General features: G+C 43.2%; 16 protein-coding genes and 1 tRNA gene. 5 read left to right on the top strand and 12 right to left on the bottom strand.

The window, feature by feature from the left end; all coding sequences use genetic code 11:
- Positions 1–340: 340 nt before the first annotated feature.
- Positions 341–1,225 (bottom strand): DMT family transporter, encoded by an 885-nt coding sequence (locus ACH6CZ_RS10830; RefSeq protein ID WP_374097433.1) that lies wholly within the window; start codon positions 1,223–1,225, stop codon positions 341–343.
- 94 nt (positions 1,226–1,319) lie between these two features.
- On the opposite strand from ACH6CZ_RS10830, the gene ACH6CZ_RS10825 reads away from it, so the two are divergent.
- On the top strand, positions 1,320–2,006 hold the full coding sequence (locus tag ACH6CZ_RS10825; RefSeq protein ID WP_374097432.1) for an MgtC/SapB family protein: 687 nt from the start codon (positions 1,320–1,322) through the stop codon (positions 2,004–2,006).
- A gap of 59 nt (positions 2,007–2,065) precedes the next feature.
- On the opposite strand, the gene ACH6CZ_RS10820 is transcribed toward ACH6CZ_RS10825, so the two are convergent.
- Positions 2,066–2,136 (bottom strand) — tRNA-Ala (locus tag ACH6CZ_RS10820).
- A 97-nt stretch (positions 2,137–2,233) separates the two neighbouring features.
- Here ACH6CZ_RS10820 and ACH6CZ_RS10815 point away from each other — a divergent pair.
- The gene (locus tag ACH6CZ_RS10815; RefSeq protein WP_374097431.1) at positions 2,234–2,977 is read left to right on the top strand and encodes an NAD-binding protein; all 744 of its coding nucleotides are present in this window, start codon (positions 2,234–2,236) and stop codon (positions 2,975–2,977) included.
- Here ACH6CZ_RS10815 and ACH6CZ_RS10810 read toward each other — a convergent pair.
- The 3 genes from ACH6CZ_RS10810 to ACH6CZ_RS10800 form a co-directional block, all read right to left on the bottom strand.
- Positions 2,970–3,371, bottom strand: a complete 402-nt coding sequence (locus ACH6CZ_RS10810) for a YugN family protein (RefSeq protein WP_374097430.1) — start codon at positions 3,369–3,371, stop codon at positions 2,970–2,972. The genes ACH6CZ_RS10815 and ACH6CZ_RS10810 overlap by 8 nt on opposite strands.
- 86 nt (positions 3,372–3,457) lie before the next feature.
- Positions 3,458–4,807 (bottom strand): glucose-6-phosphate isomerase, encoded by a 1,350-nt coding sequence (locus tag ACH6CZ_RS10805; RefSeq protein ID WP_374097429.1) that lies wholly within the window; start codon positions 4,805–4,807, stop codon positions 3,458–3,460.
- Between the two features lie 575 nt (positions 4,808–5,382).
- A complete protein-coding gene (locus ACH6CZ_RS10800) occupies positions 5,383–6,546 on the bottom strand; it encodes an iron-containing alcohol dehydrogenase (protein WP_374097428.1) in 1,164 nt (387 codons plus the stop codon).
- A gap of 140 nt (positions 6,547–6,686) precedes the next feature.
- On the opposite strand from ACH6CZ_RS10800, the gene ACH6CZ_RS10795 reads away from it, so the two are divergent.
- Positions 6,687–6,920, top strand: coding sequence for a DUF378 domain-containing protein (locus ACH6CZ_RS10795; RefSeq protein ID WP_374097427.1), 234 nt, complete (start codon positions 6,687–6,689; stop codon positions 6,918–6,920).
- An 80-nt stretch (positions 6,921–7,000) separates the two neighbouring features.
- On the opposite strand, the gene ACH6CZ_RS10790 is transcribed toward ACH6CZ_RS10795, so the two are convergent.
- The 3 genes from ACH6CZ_RS10790 to pruA all read right to left on the bottom strand — a co-directional run bounded on the left by ACH6CZ_RS10790 (position 7,001) and on the right by pruA (position 11,182).
- On the bottom strand, positions 7,001–8,245 hold the full coding sequence (locus tag ACH6CZ_RS10790; RefSeq protein WP_374097426.1) for a Glu/Leu/Phe/Val family dehydrogenase: 1,245 nt from the start codon (positions 8,243–8,245) through the stop codon (positions 7,001–7,003).
- 92 nt (positions 8,246–8,337) lie between these two features.
- Complete coding sequence (locus ACH6CZ_RS10785; protein ID WP_374097425.1) at positions 8,338–9,528, bottom strand: ornithine--oxo-acid transaminase; 1,191 nt, start codon at positions 9,526–9,528, stop codon at positions 8,338–8,340.
- Between the two features lie 106 nt (positions 9,529–9,634).
- Entirely contained in the window at positions 9,635–11,182 is a 1,548-nt protein-coding gene (gene pruA, locus ACH6CZ_RS10780; RefSeq protein WP_374097466.1) for an L-glutamate gamma-semialdehyde dehydrogenase, read from the bottom strand.
- A gap of 180 nt (positions 11,183–11,362) precedes the next feature.
- Here pruA and ACH6CZ_RS10775 point away from each other — a divergent pair, with 180 nt between their 5' ends.
- Entirely contained in the window at positions 11,363–12,685 is a 1,323-nt protein-coding gene (locus ACH6CZ_RS10775) for an AAA-type ATPase lid domain-containing protein (protein WP_374097424.1), read from the top strand.
- A 43-nt stretch (positions 12,686–12,728) separates the two neighbouring features.
- On the opposite strand, the gene yugI is transcribed toward ACH6CZ_RS10775, so the two are convergent.
- The 3 genes from yugI to ACH6CZ_RS10760 form a co-directional block, all read right to left on the bottom strand.
- The gene (gene yugI / locus ACH6CZ_RS10770) at positions 12,729–13,109 is read right to left on the bottom strand and encodes a S1 domain-containing post-transcriptional regulator GSP13 (protein WP_039810634.1); all 381 of its coding nucleotides are present in this window, start codon (positions 13,107–13,109) and stop codon (positions 12,729–12,731) included.
- A gap of 77 nt (positions 13,110–13,186) precedes the next feature.
- Complete coding sequence (locus ACH6CZ_RS10765; RefSeq protein ID WP_374097423.1) at positions 13,187–15,124, bottom strand: hypothetical protein; 1,938 nt, start codon at positions 15,122–15,124, stop codon at positions 13,187–13,189.
- 184 nt (positions 15,125–15,308) lie between these two features.
- Positions 15,309–17,429: a hypothetical protein gene (locus tag ACH6CZ_RS10760; protein WP_374097422.1), complete on the bottom strand. Its 2,121-nt coding sequence runs from the start codon at positions 17,427–17,429 to the stop codon at positions 15,309–15,311.
- 162 nt (positions 17,430–17,591) lie between these two features.
- On the opposite strand from ACH6CZ_RS10760, the gene ACH6CZ_RS10755 reads away from it, so the two are divergent.
- Positions 17,592–18,935: a sodium-dependent transporter gene (locus ACH6CZ_RS10755; RefSeq protein ID WP_374097465.1), complete on the top strand. Its 1,344-nt coding sequence runs from the start codon at positions 17,592–17,594 to the stop codon at positions 18,933–18,935.
- A 41-nt stretch (positions 18,936–18,976) separates the two neighbouring features.
- Here ACH6CZ_RS10755 and ACH6CZ_RS10750 read toward each other — a convergent pair whose 3' ends face one another.
- Complete coding sequence (locus ACH6CZ_RS10750) at positions 18,977–19,240, bottom strand: DUF1871 family protein (RefSeq protein WP_374097421.1); 264 nt, start codon at positions 19,238–19,240, stop codon at positions 18,977–18,979.
- Positions 19,241–19,303: the final 63 nt, after the last annotated feature.

The following is a 19,303-nucleotide window of genomic DNA, read 5'->3' as shown; positions in this document are numbered from 1 at the left end:
TAGGCACGCCGCCAGCGTTCGTCCTGAGCCAGGATCAAACTCTCCGTAAAGTGTTTGAAAAGCTCATTGTCTTTTTTGTTCGAAAAAGACTTAAAATCTTAAACGTTGACGTTTGGTTGTTTAGTTTTCAAGGTTCAAATGTTTCTTTCGCTCTATGTAGTTTCTCACTGGAGCGACTTAATCATCATATCTCTTTTTCCTTGTCGAGTCAACACTTTTTTGAAGAAATTCAATTCTCTGTGTTGAGCGAATTGTTATCGCGTCTCTTAAGGACAGGTAATAATATATCACGGCATTTTATATCGTGCAATACCTTTTTTAAAAAAACTTTAAAACTTGTTTAAGAAACTTTGATTCTTTTAATTGTCAATACGAAGAACCCTAAGCTCAGCAGGATAATCATTCCTCCAGTAAGCTGCTCTCCGCCAAGTGTTTCCCCTAATATAAAATAAGCAAATATCGCTGCACCGACCGGCTCAAAAAGAATCGCCATAGAAATCACCGTTGTACTGACCCATTTAATTGCCCAATTAAAAAGTGAATGACCGAATAGTGTAGGGAGTACAGCCAGACTTAAAAAGATCAGCCAATCATTTGTCTGAAAAGGTCCAAGTGATTCACCCTTAATCAATACATATATAAAAAGAACGATCGCGCTGATGGAATACACAATGAAAGTGTAAGTCGTCAGCGACAGATGTTTCCTTACGCTCTGGCCGAACAGGAGATACGCTGTTACAAACGCACAGGAAATAAGCGCAATTATGTCACCGATTAATGCCATCCCGCTCACCTGCAGATCTCCAATACCAATCAGAACACTACCTGAAATTGCAGCAATCGCTGAAATAACTGCTTTAGAGGAAATCTTTTCATTAAATAAAAAATAGGCGCCTGCAAATGCAAATAATGGCTGCATTGTAACAAGCACTGTTGAGCTCGCGACTGAAGTATACTGCAGGGATTCAAACCATAAGATAAAATGCAGGGCTAAAAATGCACCTGCAGCCGAAGTAACTATCCAGTCTTTCTTATTTAACGTTTTCAATTCTTTCATATGTCCTCTTAAAAAGAATGGCAATAAAATAAATGCACTGAACAGCATTCTGTAAAATGCGATTACACCCGGTTCGCCTGATGACAGTTTTACCAGAATCGCTGAAAAGGAAACCGTAATAACTCCCACTATAATTGCTAACGGAGCGAGCTTCTCTCCAAATTGCATAGTACATTCTCCTTTGCCACTGTATAATATGTATAAGCACTGCCATATCCTTACTTTGCTTTATCGAATTTATTATTTCAAGGGGGTGCTGGAAATGATTAATGAAGAACTATTAATCAAACTTGGCATTACTGCAGTTCTTGGTTTGATCATCGGGATTGAGCGCGAACTGAAAAAGAAGCCGGTTGGCCTTAAGACGAGCCTGGTCATATCAATCGCCAGCTGCCTGTTAACGATCGTCTCTATTGAATCAGCATATTCATTCAGCGGCGATCAAGAAGTGAATATTACAATGGATCCTCTCAGGCTGGCTGCCCAAATTGTATCAGGAATCGGATTCCTCGGGGCTGGCGTTATTTTACACAGAGGGAATGATACCATATCCGGACTGACCACTGCAGCAATTATTTGGGGAGCTGCCGGTGTAGGCATTGCTGTCGGCGCAGGCTTTTATGTAGAAGCTACAATGGGCGTGATTCTGATCATTATCAGCGTTGAGCTTCTGCCGTTTATTTTAAAATGGACCGGTCCATCCCATTTCAGACAGAAAGAAATTTATATTAAAATACTCCTCACAAACCCGGGCGGTGGCAAAAAACTGCTGGAGGACCTGAAAGCTGAAGGTGTCATCATCGAACAGATGAGGTTGAAGGATACAAAAGAAAAACTCCATATGGTGGAGTTAACAGCATCCATTCACATAAAAAAGAGTGTGACGGAACTGTACAGCAAGCTTTCTGTTATGGATCATGTAGAAGGCATTGAAATTGAATCAAGATAAATCGTATATCCGGTTACAATAAAAGACCCTTGAAGCCAAGCCTCAAGGGTCTTTTATGATGGAGCTAAGGGGAATCGAACCCCTGACTCCGCACTGCCAGTGCGACGTATTCCCGCTATACTATAGCCCCGTGCAAACACTATTATACCTTTAAAATTGATTCACGCAATAGCGTTTGGAATATTTTCTCTTCTTTAGTGGTAATACTGAGGCTGAGGTGAATACGAATGATGTTTCAGCATATAAGCAGGATGCCAAAATTGGTTTTCCTCATCACTGCCGTATGTTTGTTAATATTCTCGGGCGGAATTCTGGCTTTTATCATTGAACCTGATACATTTCGAACAATCGGGGATGGCTGGTGGTGGGCTCTCGTAACGATTTCAACGCTGGGATATGGAGATTTGGTCCCTGTCAGCGCTGAAGGTCGAATACTTGCAGCAACTCTTCTTTTTATAGGCGCAGGCTTGATCTCAAGTTATTTTTTTATATTTACAGCTTATCTACTCCGCTCTCAGCAGTCAGTCAGAGAAGGTGCAGCCGCTCTTTCCAAATCGGAGCATATCATTGTGGTGGGCTGGAATGCGAGAGCTTATTATCTCCTTTCGCAGATCAATGAAGATGCAATTATTATTGATCACACATTAAGCACTCACCCGATGTATGATCAAAAGCAGGTGGATTTCATTAAAGGAACAGCATATCAGTCTTCTGTTCTGCATAAAGCATGTGTTGAAACGGCAAAAGAAATCATTATCACTGCAGATCAGCATTTGAATGAGGAGGCGGCTGATACCCATACAGTTTTAACGATCCTGACAGCTAAGCAGATGAACCCGTTTATTTATTGTGTAGCAGAACTGATTTCAACCGAGCTAAAAGAACAGGCTATTTCTGCCGGAGCAGATTCAATTGTCCAGACAAAACGGGTTATTGGAGAAGCGCTTCTCAGCAGGCACAGGACTAACTGAGAAGCCTTTCCGCTCTGTCCAAGGCAGCCTGCCCCTGATCAATCTGCTCTGTAGACAGCTGTGCATCTTTATCCTCCGGAGATTGGAACTGGTTAAATGCAGCTGATACCGCACCGGAAGAAGCATCCTGGTCACGGTCAGGGTCGTATTGATGACAAAGCAGAAATGGCTGTTGCATCCTGACTGTGCTGTCATCCTTATCAAGCTCTCCCCCCTCCGCTTCAAACGGAAGCCTCAGATACAGGTACTCACCTTCCTGACTAAGCAGCAAATCAAAGTGCCCATGGTCATACTCCCAGCCACCACCAATGACATACCCTTCTTTTTTCAGGCGGTCCTCAAGCAGCACAAGCGGAAATTCTTTTCCTTCTATAGATGAACGAAACGCGTACATCTTCCACACTCCTTTTAAAGTGTAGGTTATCCAGCCATTTCAGATTGTATGCAAAGAGGCTGCCCATAACAGGCAGCCTCACTCTTTTACTTCAGACGCTTTTCGAGCTCAGCTTTCTTTTCTTCAAAGCCAGGCTTTCCAAGCAGTGCAAACATATTTACTTTGTATGCTTCAACACCAGGCTGGTCAAATGGATTTACACCAAGAAGATAGCCGCTCACTGCGCATGCCTTCTCGAAGAAATACACCATATAGCCAAACGTATAAGCATCCATTGCAGGGATTTCAAGAATCAGGTTTGGTACACCACCATCAGTGTGTGCAAGCAGCGTGCCTTCGAATGCTTTGTTGTTTACAAAGTCTACTGTTTCACCCGCAAGGTAGTTCAGGCCGTCAAGATCGCTTTCAGCTTCTTCGATTGTCAGTTCATGACGAGCGTTTTTCACCTTCACAACTGTTTCAAAGATGTCGCGGCGTCCTTCCTGCACATACTGACCAAGTGAGTGAAGGTCTGTAGAGAAGTTAGCAGACGCAGGGAAAATTCCTTTTAAGTCCTTTCCTTCACTCTCACCAAACAGCTGCTTCCACCATTCATTGAAATACTGTAGTCCAGGCTCATAGTTAATAAGCATTTCAACAGTTTTACCTTTGTTATAAAGGACGTTACGAATCGCTGCATATTGATATGCCTCATTTTCAGAAAGGTCAGAAGAACTGTATGCTTCACGCGCATCAGCAGCACCTTTCATCATTGATTCAATGTCGATACCTGCTGCAGCAATTGGAAGAAGTCCAACCGCTGTCAGTACAGAGTAACGACCGCCCACATCATCAGGAACAACAAATGTTTCAAAGCCCTCTTCAGATGCAAGTGTCTTTAAAGCACCTTTTTCTTTATCAGTTGTTGCATAAATGCGTGATTTCGCTTCTTCTTTACCGTACTTTTCTTCAAGCATCTTTCTGAAAATACGGAAAGCTATTGCCGGTTCAGTTGTTGTACCAGACTTTGAAATCACATTGATTGAGAAATCTTTTCCTTCAAGCAGGTCCATCAGGTCTCTCATATATGTAGAGCTGATGTTGTTTCCAACGAATAGAACCTGTGGTGATTTCCTCTGATCTTTAGATAACGCATTGTAAAAGCTGTGGTTCAGCATTTCAAGTGCAGCACGCGCACCCAGGTATGAACCGCCGATTCCGATAACTAATAGCACATCAGAATCTTTACGGATCTTTTCTGCTGATTGCTGAATACGTGAGAATTCTTCTTTGTCGTAGTTAACCGGAAGATCTACCCATCCTAAAAAGTCGCTTCCTGCACCTGTTCCTTCGTGTAATGCGGTGTGAGCCTGATTTACTGCACCCTGCAGATACGTCAGTTCATGTTCACCGAAAAATTCAAGTGCATTTGAATAATCAAAACGAATTGATGTCATGTCGTGTTATCCTCCTTAGTTTTTCTTTCTTCACTTTATATGATGTCTATAAGAGAATCAAGAATGGTCCTGATTGTAAACGGATTCATTTAGAAAAAAAGTTTATTCTTCAGAAGGTTGGCCCGTGATTTCCGTTCCAGGGGGACGCTTTCCGCGGCCGGGCGGTGAGCCAGCAGGCTGCGCCATGCTTTGTCTCACCTGTCCCTTCCTGCCGCAGGAGTCGCCCCCTTCCACTTCAATCACCGGCTGTGAAAGGAGGAAAGATGGACCTTACCAAATCAAAATAATTTCAGCATGCAATCTAAATGACCTTATTGTTCTTCAAAAATAACAGAGGTTGAGGTAAATACAACCAAATCGAAAAGTTATACACCATTTTAATATTCATATAAGTGTAGCGGAGCGTAAGGCGGCGACTCCACCGGGATAAAACGGACAGGTGAGACCCCGCAAGGCGAAGCCTGAGGAGGCTCACCGCCGTTCCCGGGGAAAGCGTCCGCCTGAAGCGCAGCGAAACGAATAAGAGGATGAGACAAAAAATTGTCCCATCCCCTTATTTCAACGTCTCTATTCATTTACAGTGATGCAGTCAAAATCTTCACGACATCATCTTTATTTAACTTCTTAAAGTTACCGAACTCACCATTGATCATTGCTTTGTCTGCCATCAGATCCACTTTTTCATCGCTGATGTCGTAGTCGGCAAGTGTTGACGGCGCGCCGATTTCTGTCCAGAATTCACGCAGGCGCTGTATGCCCTCTTCACCGATTTCGCGGTCAGATTTGCCTTCAGGATCCACATCAAACACGCGGACTGCCATTTGCGCAAAACGTGCTTCGTTTACTTCAAGATTATGCTTCATCCAGTTCGGGAACAGAATTGCAAGACCGCCGGCGTGTGGAATATCGTAGACCGCTGATACAGCGTGCTCGATATTGTGTGATGCCCAGTCTCCTCTGTAACCCATTTGAAGCATACCGTTCAGTGCAAGTGTGCCACTATAAAGAATTGTTTCACGTAGCTCGTAGTTTTCAAGGTCGTTCACAAGCTCCGGCGCTGTCTCGATCACTGTACGAAGGACACTTTCAATTAAGCGGTCCTGTACAGGTGTGTTTGATACGTTGTGATAATACTGCTCAAATAAGTGACTCATCATATCTACAATACCGTAGATTGTCTGATCTTTAGGTACCGTAAAAGTATTTTGAGGGTCAAGAATTGAGAACTGAGGGAATGTTGCAGGGCTTCCCCAGCCGTACTTTTCCTGCGTTTCTTCATTTGTGATAACAGATCCTGCATTCATTTCAGAGCCTGTTGCTGCAAGTGTAAGCACTGTTCCAAATGGAAGTGCTTCGCTTGCGAATGCTTTTTTCGTTACAAGATCCCATGCTGCGCCGTCATATTTAGCACCTGCTGCAATCAGCTTCGTGCAGTCGATTACACTGCCTCCACCTACAGCAAGGATAAAGTCGATGTTTTCTTTCTTTGCGATTTCGATTCCTTTTTCAGCTGTTGTTAGGCGCGGATTAGGCTCGACACCTGACAGTTCGAATACTTCTGCATCGATTTCTTTCAGCAGGCCTGTGATCTGATCGTATAGACCATTCTTTTTAATGCTGCCTCCACCATATACCATCAATACTTTATTTCCGTATTTAGGAACTTCTTCTTTTAATTGTTCTACCTGGTCTTTTCCGAAAATCAGTTTCACGGGATTATAAAAAGTAAATGTATCCATTGTGAAAGCCTCCTTTTGTTGTTTGGTCCATTATTCATTATCTTTGATGAAACGATTGAATGCAATTGAGATGCTTATACGGAATAGAGAAGTGCAGGTTTGTAAATAATAAATCGATTCCATAGTAAAGGAGGGATATCATGCATACGGTCCAGAGAATCGCATTGGTTTTAACGGTGATTGGCGCGCTAAATTGGGGATTGGTTGGATTTTTTCAATTTGATGCGGTAGCTGCACTATTTGACGGAGTAGAATCAGCAGGCGCTCGTTTGGTTTATGGATTGGTCGGGATCGCAGGATTGATTAACCTGGGATTATTATTCAAATCATGGGAACCGGGTACGATTGAAGAAAGAGATCCGGCAACGGTTTAAGCGTCTGATTAACATGCAGTGGTCCCTTCATCATAAACAAAGGGTTGCCCGTTTATCAGGCAACCCTTTGTATCATCATCTTAAACCCAGCCTCTGAAACGGCTCGCTTCAGCTGATTTTCGCACGCCTACCATGTAAGCAGCCAGACGCATGTTAACACGTCTGCTCTGTGATAAGTCGTAAACTTGATTGAAGGCATCAACAAGCTTCTTTTCAAGCTTTTCATTTACTTCATCTTCTGTCCAGTAGTAACCCTGGTTGTTCTGAACCCATTCGAAATAAGATACAGTTACGCCGCCGGCACTCGCAAGTACATCAGGTACAAGCAGAACGCCGCGTTCATTCAGACGGTTCGTTGCTTCAAGTGTTGTTGGGCCATTTGCCGCTTCCACAACGATAGATGCTTTAATGTTATCTACATTTTTTGCAGTAATCTGGTTGGATACGGCTGCAGGAACGAGAATATCACATTCAATTTCAAGAAGTTCTTCGTTAGATAACGTATTCTCAAAAAGTGTTGTAACCGTACCAAAGCTGTCTCTGCGGTCAAGCAGATAATCAATATCAAGCCCGTCAGGATCATGAATTGCACCGTGTGCATCAGAAATCGCAATGACTTTCGCGCCGGCATCATGCATGAACTTCGCCAGGAAGCTTCCTGCATTACCAAATCCCTGAACAACGACACGCGCGCCTTTAATATCAATGCCGCGTTTTTTCGCAGCCTGGTCAATACAAATTGTTACCCCTTGTGCAGTTGCCTTTTCGCGTCCCTGTGAACCACCAAGAACGATTGGCTTCCCGGTAATAAAACCAGGGTTGTTGAATTCATCAATTCGGCTATACTCATCCATCATCCACGCCATAATCTGAGAGTTTGTGTAAACGTCCGGTGCAGGAATATCCTTTGTAGGTCCTACAATCTGACTGATTGCACGTACATATGCACGACTTAATCTTTCAAGCTCTCCCATTGACATTGTTCTAGGATCACAAATGATTCCGCCTTTACCGCCGCCATATGGAAGATCAACGATCCCACATTTCAGCGTCATCCACATTGAAAGTGCCTTTACCTCTTCTTCATCCACATCCGGGTGGAAACGTACGCCGCCTTTTGTCGGACCAACAGAATCGTTGTGCTGTGCACGGTATCCTGTGAATACACGTGTGCTGCCATCATCCATACGGACAGGCATACGCACAGTCAGAAGGCGCATTGGTTCTTTCATCAGTTCAAAAACTGCATCATCGTACCCCATTTTTGTCAGTGCTTCGTGAATAACCTCTTGTGTAGACGTAAAGAGATTCAAATTTTCTGCCATGATTATTGTTCGCCTCTTTTATTTCAGTAGTATGAATCGGCATTATTGTAACACAACCAACCGTTTAAGACGATGGTTTTGTTAACAAAACTTTAAGAAAGAACACGTGTGATTTTTTCAATCGCCCAGTCCAGTTCCTCTTTGGAAATGACAAGCGGCGGCGCGAAACGGATCACTGTTTCGTGCGTTTCTTTACAAAGCAGTCCTTCCTGTTTCAACTCCTCACAATACTTTCTTGCAGGCTCTGTGAGTTCCATTCCAATAAATAAGCCACTTCCACGGATTTCCTTAATGATCGGGTTATCAATTTTCTTTAAAGCGTCCATGAAGTATTTACCCATTTCAAGTGAACGTTCAGCAAGCTTTTCCTCTTTCAATACTTCAAGAGAAGCAATTGATACCGCACATGCCATTGGATTTCCTCCAAATGTTGAACCGTGTGAGCCCGGGTTGAACACGCCAAGCACATCTTTATCAGCCACAACACATGAAATTGGGAATACCCCTCCGCCAAGTGCTTTTCCGAGGATATACATATCAGGACTTACATCTTCCCACTCGCAGGCAAACATTTTACCTGAACGGCATAGTCCTGCCTGAATTTCATCTGCAATAAAGAGGACATTATGCTTTTCACACAATTCTTTTGCAGCCTTCAGGAATCCTTTTGGCGGAAATACAATTCCCGCTTCTCCCTGAATCGGTTCAATTAAGAAAGCAGCAGTGTTTTTTGTAATCGCCTGCTCAAGCGCCTCAAGGTCACCATAAGGAACCAGTTTGATCCCAGGAAGCATTGGCCCGAACCCGCGCTGATATTCTTCTTCAGATGAAAGAGAAACAGCTGTCATTGTACGGCCGTGGAAATTCCCGTGACACGCAATAATCTCAGCCTGGTCTTTTTCGACACCTTTCACTTCATAAGCCCAGCGGCGTGCCGTTTTCACTGCGGTTTCAACTGCTTCAGCACCAGTGTTCATCGGCAGTGCCATTTCTTTTCCTGAGAGCTCACAGATCAGTTCATACCATGGTGCAAGCTGATCGTTGTGGAAGGCACGTGAAGTCAGCGTGACGCGGTCTGCCTGATCTTTTAACGCCTGAATAATCTTAGGGTGACGGTGCCCCTGGTTCACCGCAGAATAGGCACTCAGCATATCCATATACTTATTGCCTTCTGGGTCTTTTACCCATACACCTTCAGCTTCTGAAATGACAATTGGAAGCGGATGATAATTGTTTGCACCGTAGCGTTCTGTTTTTTCAATAATTGATGTTGACTGTACCATTTTAATTCCTCCTATTAATAGAAAAGGCAGGAAGAGACTGGCAAATACTGCCCGTGTTACAGACGCATCTGTTCAATCTCTTACCTGCCGGCTTCATGTTTAAAGCTTAAAGCATTTCTGAAGTTGTTTTTGCCTGCATGTGGAGTGTCAGGTAATCCGGTCCACCGGCTTTTGAATCTGTACCAGACATATCGAATCCGCCAAACGGCTGATAGCCTACAATCGCGCCAGTACAGCCGCGGTTGAAGTACAGGTTACCTACATGGAAATCTTCACGCGCCTGTTCCTGATGCATGCGGTTATTTGTAATCACAGCACCTGTCAGACCATATTCAGTATCATTCGCAATCTCAATCGCTTCATCAAAGTTCTTCGCTTTTGTAAATGCAACGACCGGTCCGAAAATTTCTTCCTGCATGATACGCGCTTTCGGATCAAGATCTGCAAATACAGTTGGCTTAATGAAGAAACCTTTGCTGCTGTCGCCTTCGCCACCTGCAACAAGACGGCCTTCTTCTTTACCAATATCAATATACCCCATAATCTTATCAAATGCAGCCTGATCAATGACAGGTCCCATGAAAGTATCAGGAGATTTTGTTTCACCAAGTGATAGTTCTTTCGTTAATTCAACTACGCGGTCAAGTACCTGGTCATACACATCTTCAAGCACAACTGCTCTTGAACAAGCAGAACATTTCTGTCCGCTGAAGCCGAATGCAGATTTAACGATTGACTGTGCAGCCAGCTCAAGATCTGCTTCACTGTCAACGACAATTGTATCTTTACCACCCATTTCAACAATAACGCGCTTCAGCCACACCTGGCCATCCTGCACTTTTGCAGCTCTTTCATAAATACGTGTACCTACATCACGTGATCCAGTGAAAGAGATAAAACGTGTTCTCGGGTGGTCTACAAGGTAGTCGCCCACTTCTTTACCGCTGCCCGGGATATAGTTAACTACTCCCTTTGGCATACCTGCTTCTTCAAGTACTTCTACAAACTTCGCTGCCACAACAGGTGTCGTTGAAGCCGGCTTCAGAAGAACTGTGTTCCCTGTTACCATGGCTGCAACTGCTGTTCCTGCCATGATTGCAAATGCGAAGTTCCATGGTGAGATGACGACACCTACACCTAGTGGAATGTAGTGATACTGGTTGAACTCACCAGGACGGCTTTCAACTTTCTTACCTTCTTTCATTGCGCGCATTTCGCGGCCATAGTATTCCATGAAATCTATTGCTTCAGCTGTATCAGCATCCGCTTCATTCCAAGGCTTACCAGCTTCCTTTACAAGCAGTGCAGAGAACTCGTGCTTGCGTCGTCTCACGATTGCTGCTGCGCGGAAAAGAATATCAGCGCGGACTTCAGGCTTCACTTTTCTCCACGTTTTGAACGCTTCATCTGCAGCCTGCATTGCTTTTTCTGCAAGCTCCTGGTTCGCTTTTGACACACGGCCTACAACTTCATCTTTCTTACCAGGGTTATAAGATACAATTTTATCTTCAGTGACAACACGCTGGCCATCGATGATCAGCGGATAATCCTGCCCTAAATATCCTTCAACGGTTTTCATACCGTCTTCGAATGCTTTTTTGTTTTCTTTTACTGAAAAATCAGTAAACGGCTCATGCTTGTAAGGAATCATAATAAACCTCCTAATTAATTGAATATTGTCTTGGGTCTTGTGCAAAAAATATTTGCAGTAAGAAAACCCTTACATATATAATAATGCAAAAGATGATTGCATTTTTCAAGTATTTTCTCTTTTCAGATAATAAAAAAGCCAACCCATGTTGCAGAACTGCTTCATGAAAGGAGCGAAAAGATCTTGCATTCTATACAGCATTCAGCTTTTATCTCATCGATGATTGATATGATCGACCGTGGTATTCACGTAGTGGACGCCAATGGGAGAACCATTTTTTATAATCAGAAAATGCGCGAAATGGAAGGTACAGGCGATATTGACCTGCTGGATAAACGGCTGCTCGATGTCTTTCAGTTCCACCCTGACGAACAAAGCACGCTGCTTCAGGCACTGACATTAAAGGAACCGATTTTGAATGTTCAACAATCCTATTTTAATGTGCAGGGTCATGAAATTACTGCAATTAATGATACATATCCAATTATTATAGACGGCGTTGTACTTGGCGCGATTGAGGTTGCCAGAGAAGTAACTGCAGTTGAGCACGATGTCAGTCCTCATAAAAAACTGTCATCATTTGATCACTGGGCCGGCACTTCACCACTGATTCAGCAGATGATTGCTGAAGGAAAACGCGCTGCAGAAAGCGATGATTTTTTACTGCTGTGCGGTGAAGCCGGTACCGGAAAAGAACTGCTTGCCCAGAGCATTCATCTTGAGAGAGGATTGCATGAAAGCAGCTTTATTGGAATTGACTTCAGAAGTTCCTCAGTTGAACGGAGTGAACGTTTTATTGAGGAGCTGCAAAGCAGCAGAAAAAAGACGTTTTTTATGGGACATGCTGAATATTTGCCGATCCACGTGCAAAAAAAGCTTGCAGAAAGGCTACAGATTGAAAAACGGAAGCCGCGGGAAGAACGGGAATATGTCATTTTAACTTTAAGCGAGGACCCGATTGATGCCATTCAGTCAGGTAGACTGCTAAAGGAACTTTACTATGTTATTAGTGAGCGGACTGTTTTTGTACCGGCTCTGCGGGAGCGTAAGGAAGACATTAGCGAGCTTGTTCAGTATTTTATCGAACAGTTCAATATCCGTTTTCAAACGGCAGTTTCCGGAACAGCGGATAAAGTGCTTGAGCTTTTCCGTGAATATGATTGGCCGGGCAATGTCAGAGAGCTTGAGCACGTGATGGAAGCTTCAATGCTTGCGCTCGGGAATGAAGATCAGGTTTCCTATTCCCACCTGCCCCATTACTTCAGGCTGAAGTTTGATGATCCGGCGAGCAGTATGCCGGCATTGGACGGATCTGCATTTATGGTAAAAGAGGGTAAAGCATCTCAGACACTCGACAGTTTTCTGAATGAAGCAGAATCCTACTATATTCAGAAGTCTCTTCAGTATCATGATTTTAATATTACGAAGACAGCGGATGCGCTTGGCATGAGCAGGCAGAACCTGCAGTATCGGATGAAGAAGCACGGGTTGAGAATTAAAAATTAAAAAAGACTCACGCGGAAACCCCGCATGAGTCTTTTAAAACGTCTTATCGCTTCATGTCAGACTGGTCAATCCACTCTTGAAGCTTGTCCTTCAGGCTGTTGAAACCTGTAGTGTCTTCAGTGTGTGATACTGACTTAGAAGGCTGAGCACGGCGCTCTTTGCGCTGTGGCTTTTCAGGTGCTTCTTCAGTTGCACGGATTGAAAGGCTGTATTTACCAGCATTTTCATCAACAGAAAGAACTTTTACGTTTACTTCCTGACCTACTGAAAGGTGGTCGTTAATATCGTTAACGAAACCGTGTGTTACTTCTGAAATGTGTACTAGACCTTGTGTATTTTCATCAAGTGCAACGAACGCACCGTATGGCTGAATTCCTGTAACTTTACCTTTTAGTTCTTGACCTGCTTCGAATTTTGTAGACATAGAAATCTCTCCTATAAACGGTTATTTTTTTATCGTTTTCACGCAATTATTGATTATATCACAAGTCGTCTGCAAAATCAAAACCACTCTAAATGTTTCGGATCAAATTCAGCCTTCCAGACACCGTTAATTTCCCGCATCACAATTTGTCGTTCTTCAAAATTCTCACCCGTCACTGTTACAATGGCAGTTTCATTTGCGTATTCAGTCTGGATGCTGGTGATTTCATTTGCCTGCATGGAGACATTGCTCCAATCACCCTTGTCCGCAGATTCAAACGTTTCAGGAACCGACATGCTGGCAGCGGCCTCCTGATTATTTAACACCAGTCCATTAATATAAAGCATGGCCGCTTCCTTCGGTAACAGATAGCTGATATCCTTCTCATCCTTAAATGCATTCAGCATATTATATTTCGCTCTCATTGTTTCACTTAACGGAAAATAGGCGTCTGCTTTTCTGATGCGGAAAGAAACAGGAACAACTGTATAACGGTCCCTCACTGATCTGACTTCTTCAGAAATCATAAAATTATTTTCCTCGAAGGCTGCATAGATACTTTTGATATAACGGGCCACTGTATATTTCCGCTGCTGATCCTCTGAGCTCATCGCTTCCCAGACCGCTTTCACTTCAGATCTGAGCTGCCCTGATTCATCTGTAATATCTCTCAGAAAATACTGAAACAGCTGCGTGTGATGATATAACAGTTCACTTGATAAAGTTTCAGTTCCTGCTGACCGCGCCAGCAGTTCTTCGGTTTGAAGAAGCTTTACTGCCTGCTGTTCATAGGTATAAGCAGTCTCATCATCTTCCTGAATATAAGGCTGCTTTTTCTGCTCCTGAATGATGTCCAGGTACTCATCGGTGAGAAAACCATTCATTGCCCTGTCAATGAATGCTTCTCCATAATTAACGTCAAATGACTGCCGATCAGGTAAAATTGTCACTTCAAAGCCGTTAGCCTCTATCTTCTCAATTAATCCTTGCGCATCATCGGAAAATGTAAAGTCCGAAAGCTGCGTGTCCAGTCCAGATAATTCTTCTTCATAGGGTGATAAAGTATTTTCATAAAGCTCAATCATCCCTGACGCATCATAAGTGAATCGTGATAATAGGTTGTCATTCACTTCAAGAATGCCATAAGACGTGTTAACCGAGACCCGTGAAGCAGCATCCTCGAGCCTTCTAACCGGTGTCATCAGCCTCGAGGAAATAAGCTGCTCAGTTCTTCTGATCTCACCGAGCGCTGAAGTCCGTTCTTCTTCTGATTCAGCATATTCAATATATTCCTCTATACTGTTCAACTGTGCTAACACATTACTGACAAACTCCAGCTGCCACACAGCTTCTGTACTGAGACCCAGTTCCACTGAAAGTGACTCAATCTCTTCATCGATCAGCTGATTTAAGCTGTCGAGCTCTCCTTCCAGAAAACTTTGAGACTCCATCGGGGCAAATGTGGTTTCTCCCTCCTGCTGACCAGGATTTTGGAACAGAAGCACGCCGGATATAATGACAAATAGTCCTGCAGCAACCCATACCCATTTACTTATCTGTGTGCGGTTTTTAACCGGTTCAGGAGGCTCAGCAGACTGCTTTTCAGGGGCTGGTAAATCTTCAGGTGCCCGCTTCTTTACTTCCTCCACCATCATTTTCAGCATCTGGTCAAGTTGTTCATTCGTGATGTCATACCCAAGCCTCGATTCCACCCGGTCTTTCAGCAGATTAAAAGACGTTTCATTCATATCAGCCGTTCCATCAAAATATGGCATCAGTACAAACACCCGGTCATACATATCAAGTCGTGAAACTTCATACCAGACTTCTTCATCTTCGTTGTGGATAAAAATATCTGAATGTTTCAGCGTAGCAACACCTTGCCCCTTTTCAATGATCAGCTGGATGATTTTTTCTTCAGGAAGATCTGACACTTCCTGAAGAATTCGAGCCCTGTCTTTCGGTGGCAGACCACCTGCAAAAAGGAAATCATCCAGATTTTCAAGCTTACGCATCAGACTCCTCCTTTGATTGAGATACTAAAAGCTTATATTTGCAGGTACCTGCAGTTCATCATCACGTTGTCTTATCCCGGTTTCCTCAATGATAAACTTGTCATCTGCATACATTCATTTTTCATTGTCAGGCTGCCTGAATAACGGCAGCTCTTTCATTTACACAATCATTTAACATGCTATTTTAATTAGAAACCTCTTCCTCACTTTTCATATCAATCATATTAAACATTCCTTCACTCGTATATTTCACTTTATACATTCCACCTTCTGCAACCATGCTGATATCAATCTGATTCCCATGTATCTGAATGCTGAAGTTAGCCTCTGACACTTCGTTGGTTTGTGAACCACCCGTATAAGACAATTTGTTAACGGGTTCGAATTCAAAACTGTGTTCACCCACAATTTCTTCAAAACGGGCATAATCAGGAAGGTCCTCCCCTCCCATTAAGGAATAGGCAATCTCATAATCTCCCTGTTGCAGTGCATTAAAATAAAACAGGATTAAGTGCTTCGGGTGCAGAACCTTAAGCGCCTCGACAGACCCTTCAGCAACATAGTTGTCGTAAATATCTTTCATGTAACCTTCAAGCGGCATTTCAACTGCGCTGAAAATTCCTACATCATGCACCGCTCCCTGCATTTGATAAAACGGGGAAAAGTCAATTTCTGACCAGCCATCCGGCATAACAAATCCATATTGTTCACCTATCGTATAGTGAAACGCTGTCATTTCACGAAGGTAAGAGTCTTCAAAAGCACGATCCTCAAGTATATTTTCCCAGGCTGTCAACTGATCTTCATTCAGCTCAACATTCATTCGATTACCGCTGATATCTGCGCCACTAATTAGCCTGTTAACCAATTCACTATATTGAAAGCCAAGTCTGTGAGGGAGCCCCTGATACAAATGACCATTTTCTTTATCAGACCTTACCTCTTCATTGAGCTCATAAAGTTTTTTCATTTGTTCTTCAAGATTAAGTGCTTCTTTTGCATATAATCCATAATCAGGATCTTTTTGAATTGAATTGTGCGGAAATAAACTTTCGTAAGTTAAAGGCATGTTTTTCAGGATTTCCTGATGGACAGGATGCATAAATGCCATTTCTTCTTCAAACACATCTCCACCCATCATCACCGTGAATTCCGCGTTTTCAGCGTCATAGTCATAGGTAAAGCCATTTGTTTTGATCTTTTCTCTTAACACACGTTCTTTTTCAGGCAGTTCATCATCCTTATAATATGATCTGTTCCACGGAGCAATCGAATCAATATTTTCATTTAGCTTTTGTTCATATACTTGGATCAGGTTCTGCCCTGTATCCATAAACATATTGACTGCCATATCTGAACGCATGATTTCATGAGTCATCTCATATTCTTCTGCCAGGTTATAGCCTGCCTCGATCATCTGCATCGGTGGAAGGATTGTCGTCTCAATTTCCTGCGTCAGCATTGTCAGCATCCGTTCATGGTCACTGTGTGTATTCTCATAATAGCCTTCATTCACATCTCTAAGAAATTGCAGCTGACTTTCTACATTCATGATCATATTCAACCTGTTAACTTCATCCTCACTGAGGCCCAACGCTTCAGAAAGCTCTATTTTACGGTTTTTAATCAGCGCATCAAGCTCTGCTAATTTACTCTCTTCGTAAACCAGTTCTTCCTGCTCTTCAACACTTCCTGAGACCTCTTCAGCGACCTCAGGAATCGGATCATTTAATAAAAAGATCACACCAGCTGCTGCAGCCAGAATGCCTCCTGCCGCCACTGCCGGCCACTTTGACATTTTCTTTTGCGGTTCAGGCTCCGGACTTGTCTCCTGTGGTTCAGGCAGTGCTTCGAGATTAGGTTCCTGTCTTTTATACGCTTTACCTAAAAGCTCTAAAAATTGGCTGATCTGAGCCTTGTCAGTCTGCCACCTGTCAGCAAGTGTGCTTCGCGCAGCCTCTTCCTGCTCTTTATGTTCTTTATATGAGAGAGAAGTGATACGTTCAATATCACTCTCTGAAAATACGTGATAATGATGAAGGGACAGGCTTGATTTTTGAGTAAATGGAAGTGTTTGAATCGATTCATGGAGTTCCTGGTCATCAGCGTGGGGTGATACTTTCTCTATTTCATCATGCGCTGAAGTTCGCGCGAAATGGACTGCTTCTTTCATTACTGCTGATTTTGTATCAAATTGGCCTTGATTTAATTGAGCGAGGCAGTCCTGACGCTGTTCAATCGGAACGCCAAGCTGCAGTAACAGCTGATCGGCTTCAATCAGCCACTGAGTCTTTGATTGATCCATCTTTATCCCCCTGTTCTTCCTACTATTATACAGAAAATACCTGATCATTTGAGGGATTCGAAGGAATTTACAGAACATTTTAATTAATATTTTTGAAAAAAGTCTTTTCAGCTCTTGTATACTTGTAGTAGCATATACAAATCAATGAAAGAAGAGGTGGAACTGATGAAGTCACAGCAATGGTCGTCAAAGATCGGTTTTATACTGGCAGCTGCCGGTTCAGCAATTGGTCTGGGTGCGATCTGGAAGTTTCCGTATATGGCGGGATCAAATGGCGGGAGTATTTTTCTGCTGTTTTTTATATTATTTACAGTACTCATTGCAGGGCCGATCCTGCTTGCTGAGTTCGTGATTGGAAGACGCGGTAAATCAGATGCGATCTCCACATACAGAAAGCTTGCCCCTTCAAGCGCATGGCCGTTTGTCGGATATTTAGGTACAGTCGTAGCAATTATTATTCTCTCATTTTACAGCGTGGCTGGCGGATGGATTTTATCTTACCTTTACCGCAGTGTAACCGGAAGTCTCATGGGACTGTCCCAGGAAGAGTACGGCGGGTTATTTGAAGCCATTATCTCAAATCCGGTTGAAGTACTCATTGCTCAGGCAATCTTTATGATCATGACAATTGCAGTTGTACAAACAGGGATTCAAAACGGGATTGAACGCGCTAGTAAAATTATGATGCCAGCACTCCTCGTGATGTTTATTATCCTTGCAATCAGATCACTGACGCTTGACGGTGCATCTGAAGGACTTGCTTACTTATTTATCCCTGACTGGAGCTATATGACGAGTGAGACGATGCTGCTTGCTCTCGGTCAGTCATTCTTCGCACTTAGTGTCGGGGTATCTGTTATGGTTACTTACGCTTCTTATCTGAAGGATGACGAAAACCTCGGCAGATCAATGGGCTCCGTTGCGATTTTAAATATCGTGATTTCACTCCTTGCAGGTATTGTCATTTTCCCTGCAGTATTCGCTTTCGGCTTCGAGCCTGGTGAGGGTCCTGGACTAGTATTCGTTGTGCTGCCTGCAGTATTTAACGAATTGGCATTTGGCGGACTATTCATGTTTGTGTTCCTTGTCCTGCTGCTATTTGCGACATTAACCTCAGCATTCTCTATTCTCGAAATCGTGACAGCCTCCCTTTCAAGAGGCCGTCCAGAGAAACGTAAAAAGTATGCATGGATCTCAGGCATTCTGATTTTCATCATTGGTCTTCCAAGCGCATTATCATTTGGCGTATTGACTGATGTCACCATCAATGGCTTACTGATTTTCGACTTTGCAGATTACGTTGCAAACAATTTTGGATTACCACTTGGTGCGCTGTTGATCAGCTTGTTTGTCGGTTATAAACTGAAAAAAGAAGATGTGTTCGGAGAGCTTGAAAAAGGCGCTAACGGACATGCATTATGGATGCACGTCTGGTACTTCCTGATTAAAGTACTTGCACCACTTGCGATTATCGCGATCTTTTTACAGTCGCTTGAGATTATTTAATATTCAAAAACCCCCTTCCGGCCAGGCCGCAAGGGGGTTTTTTATACTATATCTGTATTCATTTTAACTGCAAGCAGCTTGTATGAAACCTTCGTACATTCCTGAAGCGGAATCCACTTTTCAAAAGTACGCTCGTAAATTGCCTGTATCCTTTTCGCCAGATCACTCGGGTGATGCAGCTCATGCACAGCTTCAACTACCTCTGCAATTTCTTCATCATACCCTTCTTCACCAAGATCAAAAGGGTCCCACTCCTGCAGGATCATGACCAGCTTTAAGTTCATTTCATTCATTTCTATATCCATATGCCCCACCTAATTGTTTTGAAAAATGCTCAATCTATCATACCATAGAATAGAGATATAGAA

This window comes from Jeotgalibacillus sp. JSM ZJ347, assembly GCF_044383825.1.
Lineage (GTDB): Bacteria > Bacillota > Bacilli > Bacillales > Jeotgalibacillaceae > Jeotgalibacillus.
The sequence above is the reverse complement of the archived record's forward strand: the minus strand, read 5'-3'. Positions and strand labels throughout refer to the sequence as shown.